The following is a 16,611-nucleotide window of genomic DNA, read 5'->3' as shown; positions in this document are numbered from 1 at the left end:
CCTATCTGGCCCACATGACCGCAACGCCGTCCGCCGACCGTCGCTCCATCGACGACACCCTAGGCCAACTGGTCGAGGAGTTCGACCTGCTGGGCGACTGGGAGGGGCGGATCGAATACGTCATCGACCTGGGCAAGGGGCTGGCTCCGCTGGACGAGGCGGACCGCATCGAGGCGCACAAGGTGCCCGGCTGTGCGGCCCAGGTCTGGCTGGCCGTGCATCCGACCGGCGACCGCCTGGTCTTCACCGCCGACAGCGACAGCGCCATCTCCAAGGGCAATATCGCCCTGTTGCTCAGTCTGTATTCCGACCGCACGCCGGACGAGATCCTGGCCTTCGACGCCCGTGCGGCCTTGGACCGGCTGGGCCTGCCGCAGGCTCTGACGCCCCAGCGGGCCAATGGGCTGAACAATATGGTGGGCCGGATACGCGCGGCGGCGATGGCTCAGGCCTGATCACCCGATCCGGTAGTGCACAGCCAGGTCGGTCAGGCCCTGAATCAGCAACGCCCTGCCACTGCGACGCCTCAGGCCCAGGTCCTGCTCCGCCAGTTGCAGGGACGAGGCGCGAATGCAGATGGCTTCGACCATCGCCCGGGCTGTGCCGCAGGCGCTCAGCGCCGCCTCGACCCTGCGGCCCGCGGCCATGGCCTGATCTCCGGGCTCGGCCCGTGTCGCCGATCCACCGCCGGAGCGGGGCAGGGCGTCCCAGCGCATCGTCAGTGACGGCCCGCGCAGTGCGGCCTCTGCGTCCAGCCCGAGCCGCCCTGCCGCTGCTACCTGGGCGGGCGACAGCCAGGCCTGGCCGTTCTCGTCCTTGCGCCTCGCCAGCCAGACGATCGGCGACTGGCCCAGATTGGCGCGGCGAGGGGTCCACCGACCGTCGGAGTCCATGATCAGAGCCACCCCGTCGATCATGCCGGGTCGGCCCGGTTCGGGGGAGGCATCGCCGCTGGCGCGCGCGGTTCGGGGCATCCAGCCGCCGCCGCCCCGGACGCGCAGGCCGGGCTGGGTCATCAATTCCCGAAACGTCGCCTCGCCGAACGTCAGCAGCACCCTCGCTCTGCGGGTGGTGCCGATCCGCAGCGCATAGACCTGACCGGTCGCATCGACCCATGCGCCTGACCGCGCCAGCAGCCGCCTCGCCTTGGCCAGATCGCTCATGCCGACAGCTCGCAGCGGGGTGCGTCCAGGACGTCGCGCAGATTGCGCTCCAGCCGGTCCATCAGAGCGTCCAGCCTGGGCTGATCCCGCTCGTCCTCGGCCCAGCGACAGGCCGCCGCCGCCGTCGTCCGGTTCATGCCGAACGCATGCCCCACATGATCCAGTGTCCAGCTGTAGGTCACATGCGCCAGATACATGGCCAGCCACCGTGCCTTGCACGCCGCTCCCGACAGCCGTGCCCGGGCCGTCATGCTCTCCACCGGCACGCCCGTGGTGGCCGCCACCATCTGGAGCGCCAGCCCCGCCTTGATCCGGTCGCCCTGCGTCACCTGAACCCGATATGTCTGCGCCATCGATACACCCCTCGCTCACTGATCGCCCGGTCGTTCGCATGCGCCGGCCGTGAGAATAGGAATATAGTCCTGCTACGTCAGTTGCGGTCGTAGGCGGCCAAAAGGGGCCGTGAGGCTGTGGATCGAAGAATTTTCGCCGGATTGACTCGCGGACTCTCGACGGCGATTCGCAAATCAGCCTACTGATTCTCATATCGGGACGGCGTTAACCTTTCTTAAGGTTCTGATAGATTAACGTCGGAACAAGGTTACCCGTTAAGCGGGGCCATATTCATACGGTTGAGCTTAGCCTGGAGGGGCTTGAATGCGCGTTCTGCTTATCGAAGACGATCACGCGACCGCGCAAAGCATCGAGCTGATGCTGAAGTCGGAAGGCTTTAACGTCTATACGACCGACCTGGGGGAAGAAGGCATCGATCTGGGTAAGATCTATGACTACGACCTGATCCTGCTGGACCTCAACCTGCCCGACATGAACGGCCTGGAAGTCCTGCGCCAGCTGCGCGTCGGCAAGGTCAACACCCCGGTCATGATCCTGTCGGGTTCGACCGAGATCGAGACCAAGGTCAAGACCTTCGGCGGCGGTGCCGACGACTATATGACCAAGCCCTTCCACAAGGACGAGCTGATCGCCCGCACCCACGCCGTGGTCCGTCGTTCCAAGGGTCACGCCCAGGCCATCATCCACACCGGCGAGATCGCCGTGAACCTGGACGGCAAGACGGTCGAGGTGCACGGCCACCGCGTCCACCTGACGGGCAAGGAATACCAGATGCTGGAGCTGCTCTCGCTCCGCAAGGGCACCACCCTGACCAAGGAAATGTTCCTGAACCACCTGTATGGCGGCATGGACGAGCCGGAGCTGAAGATCATCGACGTCTTCATCTGCAAGCTGCGCAAGAAGCTGGCCACGGCCGCCGGCGGCAAACACTATATCGAGACCGTCTGGGGCCGGGGCTATGTCCTGCGCGACCCGTCGGAAAACTCCGCCCCGGCCAGCGCCGCGGCCTGATCTACAGGGACGAAACACTAGAAACGACCCACGCCCGCCGGATCACTCCGGCGGGCGTTTTGGTGTGTGCGGGATGGGCCGAGGAGCGGCCGTGCTGAATGTCCGCTATGGGTGGAAACCAGACCTCTGTCGCCTTTGAGTGGGGAGCGGACAGGCTCCTCCTCCCTGTAGCTATGACGGCGGATATTGGAGATAGTTCATGGGGCGGATGTTTGAGGTCCTAAAGATCGTTGCGTTCGCGACTTGTGCAGCCATCACGTACGGCATCCTTCACGATCAAATCACCGCTCACTGGTGCGTTGAGTATTTTACGATCGCTCATCCTCCCATTTTTCCGACAAGCTCGCCAGTTCTGCTGGCGATCGGATGGGGGATAATCGCAACTTGGTGGGTCGGATTGTCGCTGGGGCTCGTACTGGCCTTTGCTGCCCAGTTTGGTCGCGCTCCGACGATCCCTCTGAGGATGCTGCGGCGACCAATAATCTTGTTGATGCTGGTATGTGGCGGTGTGGCCTTGGCGGCTGGATTGTCCGGCGCTGTACTAGTCGGGTCTCAAGTTGCCGCCGTCCCAGGCATGTGGGGCGCTGTGATTCCGGAAAGCAAGCACGTCGCATTTTCGGCAGCAGCGTATGCGCATCTGGCCAGCTATGCCTCGGGTGCCATCGGTGGGTTGTTTCTCATCCTCCGGACTGCCTGGCTTCGCAGCCGAATCGCCAAGATGAATGTCTGAGAAGGGTCGGAAGCGGTCTTTTCGTTCGCCTTGCAAAACAAGCCATTTGCGGCAAGGCACCTCCCCACTCGCCGCCCACCGTTCGGTGACCCACTAAACATCGATCACCTTCGCGCGAGACGGCCGCGCAGGCATTGCGACCTGTAGCCGGGTCGCCCATTCCACGCGGGCCTCCCCGGCACAGTTCCAGTCCCGCCGCCGATCCGATCGGTGCCGCGTTCCGAAAGTCAGTCCCATGAACACGTCCCGCCTTCTTCTGGCCGGCGCGGCTTCGGCCGTTGCCGTCGCCGCCGCATCGCCTGCCGCCGCCCAGGCCTATTATCTGCAGGAACAGTCCGCCCGCGCCGCCGGACGAGCCTATTCGGGCGAGGCGGCCGACACCGGCGTCTCGTCGCTGTGGTGGAACCCCGCCGCCATCGCCCGCAGCGGGCGCGAAGTGACGGCCGGCATCCACGCTGTCGCCGTCGGCTCTGAGGTCAGGAACAGCGGGTCGACCCTGACCTATCCCGGCGACATCACGGTGCCGGTCGCGGGCAACAATGCCAACAGCCCGATCGAGAGCGGCCTGGTGCCCAACTTCGCCATCGCCACGCCCGTCGGTGACCGGTTCGCCGTCGGCCTGGCCATCGCCGCGCCCTACAACTTCACCACCAAGTATCAGCCGGAATCCTTCGCCCGCTATGACGCCCTGACGTCCGAACTGCGCTCGGCCAACATCGGCCTGGTGGGGGCGATGAAGGTGACGGACTGGCTGGACATCGGCGCGGGCTTCGACGCCCAGTATGCCAAGGCCAAGCTGACATCCGCCCTGCCCAATCTGTCGCCCGCGCTGCCGGACGGGTTTTCCTCGCTGGAAGGCGACGGCATCGCCTATGGCTGGAATGTGGGGGCGCAGGCCCGCCTTGGTCGCTTCGACCTGGGGCTCAGCTACCGGTCGTCCATCGAGCATGAGCTGGACGGCGATGTCCTGATCTCCGGCCTGGTCGGGCCGCTGGAGGGGGCCAATGTCGATACGGCAGGCACGGCCGGTTTCAGCGTCCCGTCCTTCATCGCCGCCTCGGTGCGCTATCGCGCGACGGACAGGCTGACCCTGAACGCCCAGGTCAACCGCATCGGCTGGTCGGAATTCGACGCGATCCGCGTGGTCTATCCGACCGGTGGCCAGACCATCGTTCAGGACTACAAGGACGTCACGACCGGCGCGGTCGGCTTCGACTATGCCGCCACCGACACCCTGACCTTCCGGGGCGGGGTGGGTTATACGCCGACGCCAACGCGCGACACCGAACGCACCGCCCGCATCCCCGACGCCAACCGCTGGCTGGTCTCGGGCGGCGTCTCGGTCAAGGCGACCGACCGGCTGACGATGGACCTGGGCCTGACCTATGTCGCCTTCGAGGACGGTGACATCTTCAGCGACCGCACCCTGTACGAAGGCACCCCCGCCGCTACCCTGTCCAGCCTGCGCGGCACGGCCGAGGGCTATGGCCTGGCTTGGTCGCTGGGCACGCGCTGGGCGTTCTAGGCGAGCACACACCCCGGACAAGACGACGCCCGCCGGATCGCTCCGGCGGGCGTTTTCGTGTGCGGAGTGGGGCAGAGAGCGGACGTGTTGAATGACCGTTGAGGGTGGAAAGCGGGCATCGCCATGGATCGGTAGGGTCTGATGTGCTCCACTTGGTCTGTTACTCATGAGGGGCGAAACCGATGGGCCGTCTGAACATCATTGCGGCCACTGCGGTGCTGATCGTTTCTTCGCCAGCGTTGATGCACTGTGCCCCCTTGCCATCATTCGCCCAGTCGGATGCCGCGCCCCTTCGGTCGGATGTCCGGCGGATTGTGAACCAGATTGCTTCGCTGCCTCGGGGGCGGGCCAGCGCGGAGCGACAGCAAGGATTATTCGACGAACTGATCGCCATCGGTTCCGAAGGCGTGCCGACACTGATTGCTCTTATGGATGATCGTCGGCAACTCCCATGGTCCGCCATTTCACTCAAAAATCGTTCGCCTGATGCGTTCGAAGGAATCCGACATTACGGCCCGGAGCTAATGGTCGATGCCTTGGCGGCGGTGCTCAATCAGATCACCGGCGAACATTTCGGTTTCATCTACAACGGAGCATCAAATGCTGACCGCGCCGCATCAGTCGCCGCATGGCGTGAGTATCTCAAGAGCCGCCTGAGCAGTGACCTTCAAGCGGTGCCGAGCGATTAGCACCGTCCGCCATGGGGCGAGACCTGACCTTGGCTTCTGATCGCAAATACGACAACGCCCGCCGGATCGCTCCGGCGGGCGTTGTTTTTCAGGTCACTTCAAGGCGATCAGCCCTTGGCGACATAGCCCTTGCCGCCGTTGGAGGGGCGGCGGTTGCGGGGGCGGCGCTTGATCTCGCCGGCGGGCTTGCCCTCGGCGGCAGGCGCGCTGGTGTGGCGCGGGTCGTTGTTGCTGTTGCGCGGACGCTCGCGCGCCAGCGGATCGAAGGCGCGTTCCGGCACCGGACGGGCGTCGCGGCCCGGACCCGGCTTGCGGACGCGGTGCGGTTGTCCGCCGCCTTCCAGCTTGACGCCGTCGCGGCGCGGGTTGCGCGGGCCGCGCTGCTGCTGGCGATCGCCGCGCCCGTCGTCGGGCATGGAGGCCTTGGACTTGACGCCCGAGGCCATGATCGACTGGTCCAGCAGGGCCAGCGACTTGTCGTTGCGACGGTCGGTGGCCGGGATCTTCTGGCGCGTGACTTTCTCGATGTCGCGCAGCAGCTTCATCTCGTCGCCGGCCACGAAGCTGATGGCCGAGCCGTCCTTCCCCGCACGGGCCGTCCGGCCGATGCGGTGGACATAGGCTTCCGGCACATGCGGCAGCTCGAAGTTCAGCACGTGCGAGACGCCGTCCACGTCGATGCCGCGGGCGGCGATGTCGGTGGCGACCAGCACGCGCAGCTTGCCGGCCTTGAAGGCGGCCAGGGTGCGTTCACGCTGGGGCTGGCTCTTGTTGCCGTGGATGGCTCCGGCCTCGACGCCGCCGGCCTCCAGATAGGCTGCGACCTTGTCGGCGCCATGCTTGGTCTTGGTGAAGACCAGGCAGCGGGTATAGCCCGGATCGGCGAACATCTCGGTCAGCAGGGCGCGCTTCTTGCCCTGTTCGATATGGATGATCGACTGGTTGATGCGCTCGACCGTGGTCGCTTGCGGCGTGACCTGGACCTTGACCGGATCCTTCAGCAGCTCACCCGCCAGCTTGCCGATCTCGCTGGGCATGGTGGCCGAGAAGAACAGGTTCTGGCGCTTGGCCGGAATGCGCGACACGATCTGGCGGATCGGCTTGATGAAGCCCAGGTCCAGCATCTGGTCGGCCTCGTCCAGCACGAAGATTTCGGTCTGCGACAGGTCCAGATTGCGCTGTTGCAGGTGGTCCAGCAGACGACCGGGCGCGGCCACCAGAATGTCCAGACCCTGGTTCAGGGCGCGTTCCTGACCGCCGTATTTCACGCCGCCGAAGATGACGGCGACGCGGAAGCCCAGGTGTTTGCCATAGGATTTGAAGCTCTCGCCGATCTGGGTGGCCAGCTCGCGCGTGGGGCTCAGCACCAGGCAGCGCGTGGTGCGCGGCACCGGCGCGATGCGGTTGGCGGCCAGACGGTGCAGGATCGGCAGGGCGAAGGCGGCCGTCTTGCCGGTACCCGTCTGGGCGATACCCAGCAGGTCCTTGCCCGCCATCACGTCCGGAATGGCCTGGGCCTGGATGGGGGTGGGGATGGTGTAGCCTTCACTGGTCAGCGCCTGCAGCAGGGCCGGGTTCAGACCGAAGGATTCGAATGTCTTGTTGCTCATGTGGAGCCGTTTCTTTCGCGTATGTGGCGACGCGCAAACGGCCATGGCTCAACGCCGAAAAGGCCGCGCACCGCCAGTCCCGATAGAGCCTCGAGATCGAGGCCGCCGGGGTGGTCGGGCGCCGCCCCGCGTGTCCGGGCAGCGAATGAATCTTGAGGGCCGGCCGCTGCTACAGTCAGGTCTTCGATAGACGGAAGACCCACACGCGCTGGAGCGCACCGGATATCGCTATTGTGCGACGCAGCGCAAATGGACGCTCAATACGGCCAAGTCAAGGCGTCACTTGTTTTGAGCCTGGCAACCCGGCCCAAGACAAAAGGCCCCCGGATCGCTCCGGAGGCCTTGGTCTGTCTGTCTGTATGAAGCCCTAGTGAACAGTAGGCTGCTCGACCTCGACGGTCACGCCGTCCGACACCGGGGTGATGGGCACGGAGACTGAGGGGCCGGCGTTGGGGAAGTTCGATTCATCGCGGTTGGGAGCCTGACCCTTTTCGATCAGGTCCTTGATCTCCTGGCCGGACAGGGTTTCGTACTCCAGCAGCGCCTGGGCCAGGGTCTCAAGATCGGCGGCCTTGGTCTTGAGGATCTTGCGGGCCTCGTTCCAGCCGGAGGTGACCAGCTTCTTGACCTCGGCATCGATGATGCGGGCCGTCTCTTCCGAGACGTTCTGGCTGCGGGCGACCGAGTGGCCCAGGAAGACCTCCTGCTCGTTCTCGCCATAGGCCACTGTGCCCAGCACGTCGGAGAAGCCCCACTGGGTCACCATGCGGCGGGCCAGTTTCGTGGCCTGCTGGATGTCGGATGAGGCACCGGAGGTGATGTTGTCCTTTCCGAAGATCAGCTCTTCGGCGACGCGGCCACCCGCCATGATGGCGATGCGATCGACCATCTGGCGGTATTTCATGGAGTAGCGGTCGCCTTCCGGCAACTGCATGACCATGCCCAGGGCCTGGCCGCGCGGGACGATGGTCGCCTTGTGCACGGGGTCGGCCATCTTGACGTTCATGGCGACGATGGCGTGGCCGCCTTCGTGATAGGCGGTCAGGCGCTTTTCTTCCTCGTTCATGGCCATGGAGCGGCGCTCGGCCCCCATCATGACCTTGTCCTTGGCGTCCTCGAAATCGCGGTGAGTGACCATGCGGCGATCCTTGCGCGCGGCCATCAGGGCGGCTTCGTTGACCAGATTAGCCAGATCGGCACCGGAGAAGCCGGGTGTACCGCGCGCGATCGTCTTGACGTTGACGTCGGCCGCCAGGGGCACGTCCTTCATGTGGACGCGGATGATCTTTTCGCGCCCGTTGACGTCGGGATTGGGCACCACGACCTGACGGTCGAAGCGGCCGGGACGCAGCAGGGCCGGGTCCAGCACGTCGGGACGGTTGGTGGCGGCGATCAGGATGATGCCTTCGTTGGCCTCGAAGCCGTCCATCTCGACCAGCAGCTGGTTCAGGGTCTGCTCGCGCTCGTCATTGCCGCCACCCAGGCCAGCGCCCCGGTGACGACCGACGGCGTCGATCTCGTCGATGAAGATGATGCAGGGCGCATTCTTCTTGGCCTGTTCGAACATGTCGCGCACGCGGCTGGCACCGACGCCGACGAACATTTCGACGAAGTCCGAACCGGAGATGGAGAAGAAGGGCACGCCGGCCTCACCGGCCACGGCGCGGGCCAGCAGGGTCTTGCCGGTACCGGGAGGGCCGACCAGCAGGGCCCCCTTGGGGATCTTGCCGCCCAGACGCTGGAACTTGCCGGGGTCTTTAAGGAAGTCGACGACCTCGGACAGTTCTTCCTTGGCTTCGTCCACACCGGCGACGTCCTCGAAGGTCTTGCGGCCCTTGTGCTCGGTCAGCAGCTTGGCCTTGGACTTGCCGAAGCCCATCGCGCCTCTGGCGCCACCCTGCATCTGACGCATGATCAGGAAGTAGAAGCCGATGATCAGCAGGATCGGCAGGGCGCCGATCAGGACGTTCAGCCAGATGGACGTGCGGGTCGACTTGATGTCGACCTGGGCACCCGTCGCCTGAATGCTCTCGATCAGCTCGCCATTGGGCAGGGTCGTGGTCGTGGTGAAGCTCGTGCCGTTCTTGAGCGTACCGGTCAGGGTCTCGCCCTTGACCTCGATGCCGGCGATCTGGTTGCCGTTCCGGTATCCGACCAACTGGGTGTAGGTGATGGGCTCGGGACGCGGCGCGGCCTTCTGGCCGGGCATGGGTGTGTTGCCCCCGCCGCCGAAGGCCATGAACAGCGTCAGCGCGCCCAGGATGATCACGCCCCAGATGGCGAAATTGCGCAGATTCATTCTCGTCTCGATCCCTCGGGACGCGAAGCCGCCCCGTCAGCCTGTGATGTCAGCACTCGAAATAGGCGTTTCCTAGCCCCAGCGCCATGTCTTGCTCAGGACAGATGGCGCTCATGCGTCACTGCGTCCAGTGCCAGCGCCAGTCTCTGTTCGACCAGGGAGCGCGCCTGACCGATGGTGCCTGCAAGAACCGGGGCATCCGAACCGTTCCGGATCAGTACAGGCCGGGTTGGGCGTGCGGCGGCAGGCAGGGTGTTCAGAATGGCGCGATCGGCTTTGGACAGGGTTGCCATGTGACCGACGGCGGCGGTGACGGTCCAGCCGGGTTCATCGACAGTGATGGCCCAGCGACCGTCCCAGACGGCCTCGATGCCGGGGTTCAGGGTGATGTCGGGCGGCGGGCGGCGGGTGAACTCCCCGGCTTCGCGGTGGATGTGAAGGTGGTCGGCCATGGCGTGGATGCGGGCACCGCACAGGGTGACGGTGAAGGTGTCGCCGGTGGCCAGTCTGGTGGCGAGGGCGGCGAGGCGGTCCCCGCGCGGCACACGGTCGCCCCCCCCGGCGCTCACGAGGGCGGCGGCAAGGGTTGGTGTAGAGATGGTGCGGTCCAGGATCAGGAGACCCTCTCCCGGTGGGAGAGGGCTTGAGCCTCCGGGAGCGTAGCGATCGGCTAGGCGAAAGGGTGAGGGTCGAACTTCGGCCGTCGGCGTAGCTGCGTCACGGGGTGACGCGACGGCTTGCGCCGACGAATACAGCCGACCCTCATCCGTCCCGCTTCGCGGGCTACCTTCTCCCGATGGGAGAAGGCGTTTACGTGCACGGCTCCTGGCAAACCTGACATCCTCATTACCCGGATCATCGGTCCAGCCCGCGCCCTGCGCCGCCAGCCAATCCCGCAGGGTCTGGCGTCGCACCTCCAGCATTGGACGCAACAGCATTAGTCCGCGTCCCTCCGGCCAGACGGGGGAGGGCGACCATTCCCGCACCCGACCCAGGGTCGACCCCTCGGCCCGCATCCAGTTGCCCTCGGCCACGTCGTCGGCCGTGTGGCCCAGCAGGATGACGCGGGCTCCGGCCGCGCGGGCGGCCTCGGCCAGCCGGGCGTGGCGCGCGCGGCGGGCGGCGGCGGGCAGGCCGGTGCTCGGCTTGGGGCCATCCCAGCTCAGTCCCTGCCAGTCTGCACCCTCGGCGAGGGCGGCGTCGCGGGCGAAGGTCGTCCAGCGAGGGCTGTCGGGGTTCAGACCGTGGTCGATGGTCAGGGCCAGGATGCGGCGACCATTCTGACGGCCCCAGTTGGTCGCCAGTTTCAGTAGGGCCAGGGAATCACTGCCGCCTGAAAGGCCCAGGGCGACAGGCGCATCGAAATGAGTCTTGAGCCTGGCGCTCAGGCGATCGAGGACACCGGGAAAGGCGACGGTCGCATCGTCCGACGAGGTCAGGCGCAGTCCGCGTCGGAGCGAACGCGGGCGGCGACGCTGCGCAGGTCCGCCGAGGCGCGGGCGTTGTAGCGGCGGGTGAACTCGCCCAGGGCTGCACAGGCTTCGGCCGGGCGTTGGGTGGCGGCGAGGCCACGCGCCAGCTTCAGGGTCACTTCCCCGGCCCAGGCGTCAGTGGGCCAGCCTCGCAGGGCGCGGGCGTAGGCCGAGACGGCGGCACCCTGGTCTCCGGCGGCACGGACGGCGTCGCCGATACGCCACTCGGCCTCGCGGCTTTCGGGCGTGTTGGGCCAGTTGGTGATGACCCGTTCCAGCGCTTCCAGTCCGCCCTGTCGGTTGACGGTGACCAGGGTGCGGGCGGCGGCCAGATCGCTGGCAGCGTCTCCGGTGGGGGAGGCGGCGGCTTGTTCGGCTTCAGCTTCGCGCTGGGCGGCCGCGGCCTGGGCGGCGGTTTCCATCGTGCGCAGGCGGGTTTCGGCGTCTCTCAGCCGGGTACCGATGGCGGCGTTGTCGCGCTGGCTCTCGTCCAGCTGGAAGCTTAGCCGTTCCAGGTCGCCATTGACGCGCTGGACGGTGGCCTCGAGGTCGCGCAGGCGGCGATCCATGATGCCGACCTGACCTTGCAGGGCGATCACTTCGGGGTCCGGCTCCACCAGAACCGGCTGACCGGCAGCGTTGCGCTGGGTGACGGCGCGTTCCAGGCGCCGAACGTTGCGGTCCAGTTGCTCGAGCCGGCGATTATCCCACTGGACGGCCGGCAGGGGCGCTGTCTGGGCTACGACCGTCGTCGTCCCGGCGATCAGGACCAGGCCGAGCACGGTCAGGACGGCATTGCGGGGGCGGAAAAGGGCAGGGCGCTTCATGTCCCTGTCGTCCCACCGATTTGCGGCGTCCGCAAGGCTGGCGCTGTTAACGGGTCGCAACAAAAAAGGCACCGGCCGGAGCCGATGCCTTTCCAGGATTCGTTGTGACCGTCAGATCAGCGCATCGCGCCCGAGACGATGGCCGTGTGGCCGTTGCGGTTGCGGGCGAAGGCGTCCTCGGTCGAGCCGGCGGCGATCGGGCGCTCCTTGCCGAAGCTGATGGTGTCGATGCGACCGGCGGGGATGCCGCGCTGGACCAGATAGGTCCGGATCGACTCTGCGCGGCGGGCACCCAGGGCCAGATTGTATTCGGCGGTGCCGCGTTCGTCGGCATTGCCCTCGATGCGGACGGTCACCTGCGGGTAGCGCTGCAGCCAGGCGGCCTGGGCGTCCAGGCGCGGCATGGCGTCGGAGCGAACGTCGTAGCTGTCGAGGTCGAAATAGATGCGGTCGCCGACGTTGACGACGAAGTCCTGCTCCGAACCGGCGGCGGGTGCGCCAAGGTTGCCGCCGTCCACATTGCCGGTGCCGGCACCGGGATAGACAGGGTTGTTGGCGGGCGGGACTTCATTGCCGGCGCCCGTATCGGCGGGGCGGCGTGGGGTGCAGGCGGCGATAGCGGTCACGGCCACGCCGACGGCAGCGATACGCATCAGGTTCGAGGTCTTCATCATGGGACGTCTCCTAGATCTTCGGGGCCGGGGCCTAGCTTGGCTGTATGAACCGAATAGGGCCGGTTCGTGTCATGGGGAACCGGGGTAACGCGGGTTTGAACGATAAGGCTCCCGTGTTGCCCCGATTTGGGCTGTCAGGCCGGGCAGGCGTCTGCCGCCCGTCCGCCCAGATTGGTGGGTTGTTCGTCCAGCAGGGGCGACCAGGCCGGGCTGCTGCCGCGACCGGTATAGCCGGACTGAGAGATCACCCGGCCCGACAGGTCCACGGTCCAAAGACGGGTGTCGCCACCCGGGCTCTGGCGCGCGAACATGATGTAGCGGCCGTTGGGAGCCCAGGAGGGGCCTTCCTCGAAATAGCTGGACGAGAGGATACGCTCGCCCGAACCGTCGGCGTTCATGACGCCGGTCGAGAAGCGGCCGCCGCCTTGTTTGGTGAAGGCGATCAGGTCGCCGCGCGGGCTCCAGTTCGGTGCGGTGTACAGGCCGCCGCCGCGCGCGATGGCCCGCTGGCCCGAGCCGTCGGACCGCATCACATAGATGCGTGCGCTGCCAGACCTGTCCGAGGTGAAGGCAATCTGGCTGCCGTCGGGATTGAAGGTCGGCGAGGTGTCGATGCCCGGATCGCTGGTCAGGCGACGCACCTGACGGCTGGACAGGTCCATGACATAGATGTCGGTATTGCCGCCCCGGATGATCGAGAACGCCATCTTCGACCCGTCGTTGGAAAAGCGCGGAGCCAGCACCTGACCGTCGAACTCGCCCAGGCTTTCGCGGCGGCCGGTGCTGAGATTGTACAGATAGATGCGGCTGTAATCCTTGCCGAGCGCCACATAGGTGACCTCGTTGGGATCATGCAGCGAGAAGCGCGGCGACATGATGATCTCGGCACCATCTGTCAGATACTGCGGATTGAACCCGTCCTGGTCCGAGATAGTCAGGCGCGACAGGCGGTTCAGCTGGGTGCCGCTCTCTGAGACGAACAGCACGCGGCTGTCGAACAGGCCGGTCTCACCGGTCATGCGCTGATAGATCAGGTCGGCGATCTTGTGCCCGATCCGGCGCCACTGCTCGGGCGTGGCGGTGAACTGGTAGGAGACCAGCTGGCACTGGCGATAGGGGTCGTACAGGCGGAAGCCGAAGTCGTTGCGGCCATCGGGACGCGGCGTCACCGCGCCGTACAGCACGGCCTGGGCCCCGATCGAGGTCCACTGCGGAAAGTTCGGCGCATTGGCCAAGGTCAGTCCGGTCTCGACGAAGCTGTTCGGATCAAGAGGCTGGAAATAGCCGGTGCGGCGCAGGTCGTCGCGGATCACACCGCCGACGTCGGAGCCATTGGGGCCGTTGAAGTTGACCACGGCGATCTGAAGCGGGCGCAGCACGCCCTGGTCGATCTCGACCTCGACGGGGCCACCGGTAGGAGGAGGAGTCTGCGGCGTCTGGGCGTTGGCGGCACTGGTGGCCATGGCGACGGCGGCGACGCCGGCCAAAAGTCTGTTCAGACGCATGAATTCAAGCTCCCGCAGTTGGGTGGTCGTTTCGGTCGGCCGGGCCGTCTAGGACGCACGACACCAGCATGGCCGGGATTGGGGCGACTTTGGGACAGCCAAGCTGTGCTGTCACCCCGGTGGCGGAAACGTGACCCGTCCTCACCGGTTCCGGCATGCGCGCTCGGTATTGAAGGTTGGACGGAAGGCTCCGCCCGGAAAATCGTTCGGGACATCGAACGGCGCGGTCTGTCGGATGGCCCGGACAGCAGCGTCGGCGGCGGCACGCCAGACAGGGTCACTGCGCGCGCCGATCAGGTCCGGCCCGTCGGTGATCCGTCCGCGTGCGTCGATCGTCACGTCCATCTGGATCCGTAGATCACGCGCTCCGGGAATGTCGCAGGGCAGGGTCCAGTTCGGATAGACCTGGTTGAAGATGGCGGTGATCTGCGGTCCGGTCGCCTGTGGTGCGGTGCCTCGGCCTTGCTGACCGGTGCGGGGCCGATTGCCCGGCGCGGTGGCTGTGCGGGGCGGGCCGGACAGGGCGTCGAGATCGAGCGCGGGCTGGTTACGCGGCGGCGTCGCCGGGCGCTGGGCCGGAGGACGCGGCGTCGGCTGGGCGCGCGGCGGTGTGGGCTGTGGACGTGGCGTGGGCGCGGGTCTGGTCGGCGTGGGCGTCGGACGCGGGGCGGGCGGCGTAGGTTCGACCGGCAGGGGCTCAGGCGGCACTTCGACCGGGGCGGTGGTGGCGTCCTCGGTGACCACTTCCTCGCTGGGATTGTCGGCAGGACCGGCCTCGATCACCACGTCCGAGACGATCGACACGGGCACGGCGGTCACGGTCGGCAGAGGGGCCTTCACCCAGCCCAAGCTGCTGGCCAGGACGGCGATGCCGATCACGCCCGCATGCAGCAGGACCGAGGCGATCAGGGCAGGCGCGGGCCGTTGCATCGCGCGTCAGCCCTCCTCAGCGGAGGCGGCGGTGTCGGTGATCAGGTTCAGCTTGGTGAAGCCTTCGGACGACAGGCGGGCCATGACGCGAGCCACGGCCTGATAGGGCGCACGGCCGTCGGCACGGACGAAGACGGGGCGTTCGCGGGCATCCTCGCCCCCTTCCTGAGCCACGCGAAGGACCAGTTCGTCCCAGGAGACGCCACTTTCGCCGACGAAAATTTCGCCACTCTCGGTGATCGACACGGTCACGGGCTCATCGCTGGCATCGACGGCCCCGGCCTCGGTCTTGGGCAGCTCCAGCGGTACGCCGACTGTCAGCAGCGGGGCCGAGACCATGAAGATGATCAAGAGTACCAGCATGACGTCGACCAGAGGCGTGACGTTGATCTCGCTCAGCGGCTGTTTGCGGGCGCGGCGGCGACCGCGTCCGCGACCTCCGCCCCCTGCTGCTCCACCCATGGCCATGGCTCAATACTCCCGGCGGGCGGTGTCGTCGTAGGAACGGCTGGCGGGCGTACTGGGCGCCGGGCCGCTCAGGCGGCGCGCGACGGCGGCCTGAAGATCGTCGGCAAAGCTCTCCAGCCGACCGGTGAACTTGCCCGCGTCGATCGAGAATTTGTTGTAGGCGATATAGGCCGGGATGGCCGCGGCCAGACCCAGGGCCGTGGCGAACAGCGCCTCGGAGATCGCCGGGGCCACGGTGGCCAGATTGGTGTTGCCCGACGCCGCGATAGCCCCGAACGCATTCATGATGCCCCAGACCGTGCCGAACAGGCCGACGAAGGGCGAGGACGTCGCCACGACCGACAGAACGCCCAGCCCGTTCTCGACCCGCTGGCTTTCCCGCGCGATCAGGCTGTCCAGCGCCCGGTCGATACGCGAGACCAGAAGATTGCCCTGGTGCTCGTTCAGCGGACCGCGCGTCCGTGTCTCACGCCAGTCGGCCAGGGCGATGACCAGCATGCGGGGCAGGGGGTGCTCGGGATTGGTGCCCGCCTGGGCCGCGATATCCTCCAGCGACCGGCCCGATCCGACCTCAGCCTCGAAGGCCCTGGCGCGGCTGTTCAGCCCGCTGAACTTGATCGCCTTGTCGATGATGACCGCCCAGGACCACAGCGAGGCCACGACCAGACCGATCATGACGGCCTTCACGACCAGATCGGCCGCCATGAACATCTCGATCGGGTTCAGCATGGACGTGGCGTGGGCGGCGATGGTCATTCAGGCGTCCTCGGTCGCGATTCGTGCATGGGCTCCATCCCTGTGCACCGGATGGAGGTGGCGGTTGTGTGGCAGTGTGGCGCGGGTCTAGCCGGGTGTGGCCCCCGCGTCACTCAGACGGTCTCTGACGGTTCCGTGAGCGGCCGATCATTCGGAGCGCGCGGCGGACGGGGCGTTGGGCTGCACCGCCACCGACACGGGCGCACCCACGCTGATGATCACGCCCTCATGGCCTTCCTTGGCGATAGAATAGGTGGCGGCGTCGCGCAGCAACTGGTCCTCGCAGGCCACGTCGTTTGCGCGGCCCAGATCCTGACAGCCGCGCTTGGCCGCGTCGGCCCAGCCGCGCACCCGGCGGGTCGCCGCCTCCGCCCGCTTGATCGCCGCCTCGTCCTCGGCGGCGGCCTGGGCGATCAGGGCCTGGCGGGCCCCCTGCTGATACTGAAGCTCTGCCTGCCCGGCCATCTTGCGCTCCCAGACCTTGTAGTACGGACAGCCGACCAGGCCGCCGCCGAACAGCAGCACGACCAGCAGGCCGATGGTGATCAGTATGGTCCAGCCCTGGCGCTCGGTCATGGTGGGGTTCGTCTGGGCCAAG

The 16,611-nt window shown here is 66.7% G+C and carries 17 protein-coding genes and 1 pseudogene; 5 read left to right on the top strand and 13 right to left on the bottom strand.

Features of this window, described 5'->3' with window-relative positions; translation table 11 throughout:
* The first annotated feature begins 14 nt into the window (after positions 1 to 14).
* Positions 15 to 455, top strand: a complete 441-nt coding sequence (locus WC585_RS12400; RefSeq protein WP_373258334.1) for a SufE family protein — start codon at positions 15 to 17, stop codon at positions 453 to 455.
* Here WC585_RS12400 and WC585_RS12395 read toward each other — a convergent pair whose 3' ends face one another.
* On the bottom strand, positions 456 to 1,163 hold the full coding sequence (locus WC585_RS12395) for a DUF6456 domain-containing protein (RefSeq protein WP_373258290.1): 708 nt from the start codon (positions 1,161 to 1,163) through the stop codon (positions 456 to 458). It lies immediately after the preceding gene.
* Entirely contained in the window at positions 1,160 to 1,516 is a 357-nt protein-coding gene (locus WC585_RS12390; RefSeq protein ID WP_373258289.1) for a helix-turn-helix domain-containing protein, read from the bottom strand. Before WC585_RS12390 ends, WC585_RS12395 begins: the two co-directional genes overlap by 4 nt.
* A 304-nt stretch (positions 1,517 to 1,820) precedes the next feature.
* On the opposite strand from WC585_RS12390, the gene ctrA reads away from it, so the two are divergent.
* The 4 genes from ctrA to WC585_RS12370 all read left to right on the top strand — a co-directional run bounded on the left by ctrA (position 1,821) and on the right by WC585_RS12370 (position 5,472).
* Complete coding sequence (ctrA, locus tag WC585_RS12385; RefSeq protein WP_373258288.1) at positions 1,821 to 2,528, top strand: response regulator transcription factor CtrA; 708 nt, start codon at positions 1,821 to 1,823, stop codon at positions 2,526 to 2,528.
* Between the two features lie 199 nt (positions 2,529 to 2,727).
* Positions 2,728 to 3,258, top strand: coding sequence for a hypothetical protein (locus WC585_RS12380; protein WP_373258287.1), 531 nt, complete (start codon positions 2,728 to 2,730; stop codon positions 3,256 to 3,258).
* Positions 3,259 to 3,493: 235 nt separating this feature from the next.
* Positions 3,494 to 4,783, top strand: coding sequence for an OmpP1/FadL family transporter (locus WC585_RS12375; RefSeq protein WP_373258286.1), 1,290 nt, complete (start codon positions 3,494 to 3,496; stop codon positions 4,781 to 4,783).
* Positions 4,784 to 4,965: 182 nt separating this feature from the next.
* Complete coding sequence (locus WC585_RS12370) at positions 4,966 to 5,472, top strand: hypothetical protein (RefSeq protein ID WP_373258285.1); 507 nt, start codon at positions 4,966 to 4,968, stop codon at positions 5,470 to 5,472.
* Positions 5,473 to 5,579: 107 nt separating this feature from the next.
* Here WC585_RS12370 and WC585_RS12365 read toward each other — a convergent pair whose 3' ends face one another.
* From WC585_RS12365 to WC585_RS12315, 11 genes and pseudogenes are all read right to left on the bottom strand, one after another.
* Complete coding sequence (locus WC585_RS12365; RefSeq protein ID WP_373258284.1) at positions 5,580 to 7,082, bottom strand: DEAD/DEAH box helicase; 1,503 nt, start codon at positions 7,080 to 7,082, stop codon at positions 5,580 to 5,582.
* Between the two features lie 367 nt (positions 7,083 to 7,449).
* On the bottom strand, positions 7,450 to 9,381 hold the full coding sequence (gene ftsH / locus WC585_RS12360) for an ATP-dependent zinc metalloprotease FtsH (RefSeq protein WP_373258283.1): 1,932 nt from the start codon (positions 9,379 to 9,381) through the stop codon (positions 7,450 to 7,452).
* 95 nt (positions 9,382 to 9,476) lie between these two features.
* The gene (locus tag WC585_RS12355; RefSeq protein ID WP_373258282.1) at positions 9,477 to 9,950 is read right to left on the bottom strand and encodes a hypothetical protein; all 474 of its coding nucleotides are present in this window, start codon (positions 9,948 to 9,950) and stop codon (positions 9,477 to 9,479) included.
* A gap of 288 nt (positions 9,951 to 10,238) precedes the next feature.
* A pseudogene (locus WC585_RS12350) lies at positions 10,239 to 10,685 on the bottom strand (ATP-binding protein); the annotation flags it as partial.
* 131 nt (positions 10,686 to 10,816) lie between these two features.
* Complete coding sequence (locus WC585_RS12345) at positions 10,817 to 11,680, bottom strand: tol-pal system protein (RefSeq protein ID WP_373258281.1); 864 nt, start codon at positions 11,678 to 11,680, stop codon at positions 10,817 to 10,819.
* A gap of 116 nt (positions 11,681 to 11,796) precedes the next feature.
* Positions 11,797 to 12,351, bottom strand: coding sequence for a peptidoglycan-associated lipoprotein Pal (gene pal / locus WC585_RS12340; protein WP_373258333.1), 555 nt, complete (start codon positions 12,349 to 12,351; stop codon positions 11,797 to 11,799).
* Between the two features lie 137 nt (positions 12,352 to 12,488).
* Complete coding sequence (tolB, locus tag WC585_RS12335) at positions 12,489 to 13,859, bottom strand: Tol-Pal system beta propeller repeat protein TolB (RefSeq protein WP_373258280.1); 1,371 nt, start codon at positions 13,857 to 13,859, stop codon at positions 12,489 to 12,491.
* 141 nt (positions 13,860 to 14,000) lie between these two features.
* Complete coding sequence (locus tag WC585_RS12330; protein ID WP_373258279.1) at positions 14,001 to 14,789, bottom strand: hypothetical protein; 789 nt, start codon at positions 14,787 to 14,789, stop codon at positions 14,001 to 14,003.
* A 6-nt stretch (positions 14,790 to 14,795) separates the two neighbouring features.
* Complete coding sequence (locus WC585_RS12325; protein ID WP_373258278.1) at positions 14,796 to 15,257, bottom strand: ExbD/TolR family protein; 462 nt, start codon at positions 15,255 to 15,257, stop codon at positions 14,796 to 14,798.
* A 3-nt stretch (positions 15,258 to 15,260) separates the two neighbouring features.
* A complete protein-coding gene (tolQ, locus tag WC585_RS12320) occupies positions 15,261 to 16,013 on the bottom strand; it encodes a protein TolQ (RefSeq protein WP_373258277.1) in 753 nt (250 codons plus the stop codon).
* A gap of 147 nt (positions 16,014 to 16,160) precedes the next feature.
* Positions 16,161 to 16,610, bottom strand: a complete 450-nt coding sequence (locus tag WC585_RS12315; protein WP_373258276.1) for a hypothetical protein — start codon at positions 16,608 to 16,610, stop codon at positions 16,161 to 16,163.
* Between the last annotated feature and the right edge of the window lies 1 nt (position 16,611).

Source organism: Brevundimonas sp., from assembly GCF_041648055.1.
Taxonomy (GTDB): domain Bacteria; phylum Pseudomonadota; class Alphaproteobacteria; order Caulobacterales; family Caulobacteraceae; genus Brevundimonas.
The sequence above is the reverse complement of the archived record's forward strand: the minus strand, read 5'-3'. Positions and strand labels throughout refer to the sequence as shown.

Bases quoted from the DNA above. Each gene is read 5' to 3' on its own strand.
- WC585_RS12380 (WP_373258287.1), top strand. From the start codon at position 2,728: ATGGGGCGGATGTTTGAGGTCCTAAAGATCGTTGCGTTCGCGACTTGT.
- WC585_RS12365 (WP_373258284.1), bottom strand. From the start codon at position 7,082: ATGAGCAACAAGACATTCGAATCCTTCGGTCTGAACCCGGCCCTGCTG.
- WC585_RS12390 (WP_373258289.1), bottom strand. From the start codon at position 1,516: ATGGCGCAGACATATCGGGTTCAGGTGACGCAGGGCGACCGGATCAAG.
- WC585_RS12395 (WP_373258290.1), bottom strand. From the start codon at position 1,163: ATGAGCGATCTGGCCAAGGCGAGGCGGCTGCTGGCGCGGTCAGGCGCA.
- WC585_RS12375 (WP_373258286.1), top strand. From the start codon at position 3,494: ATGAACACGTCCCGCCTTCTTCTGGCCGGCGCGGCTTCGGCCGTTGCC.
- WC585_RS12370 (WP_373258285.1), top strand. From the start codon at position 4,966: ATGGGCCGTCTGAACATCATTGCGGCCACTGCGGTGCTGATCGTTTCT.
- ftsH (WP_373258283.1), bottom strand. From the start codon at position 9,381: ATGAATCTGCGCAATTTCGCCATCTGGGGCGTGATCATCCTGGGCGCG.
- WC585_RS12325 (WP_373258278.1), bottom strand. From the start codon at position 15,257: ATGGCCATGGGTGGAGCAGCAGGGGGCGGAGGTCGCGGACGCGGTCGC.
- ctrA (WP_373258288.1), top strand. From the start codon at position 1,821: ATGCGCGTTCTGCTTATCGAAGACGATCACGCGACCGCGCAAAGCATC.
- tolB (WP_373258280.1), bottom strand. From the start codon at position 13,859: ATGCGTCTGAACAGACTTTTGGCCGGCGTCGCCGCCGTCGCCATGGCC.
- WC585_RS12345 (WP_373258281.1), bottom strand. From the start codon at position 11,680: ATGAAGCGCCCTGCCCTTTTCCGCCCCCGCAATGCCGTCCTGACCGTG.
- WC585_RS12400 (WP_373258334.1), top strand. From the start codon at position 15: ATGACCGCAACGCCGTCCGCCGACCGTCGCTCCATCGACGACACCCTA.
- WC585_RS12330 (WP_373258279.1), bottom strand. From the start codon at position 14,789: ATGCAACGGCCCGCGCCTGCCCTGATCGCCTCGGTCCTGCTGCATGCG.
- tolQ (WP_373258277.1), bottom strand. From the start codon at position 16,013: ATGACCATCGCCGCCCACGCCACGTCCATGCTGAACCCGATCGAGATG.
- pal (WP_373258333.1), bottom strand. From the start codon at position 12,351: ATGAAGACCTCGAACCTGATGCGTATCGCTGCCGTCGGCGTGGCCGTG.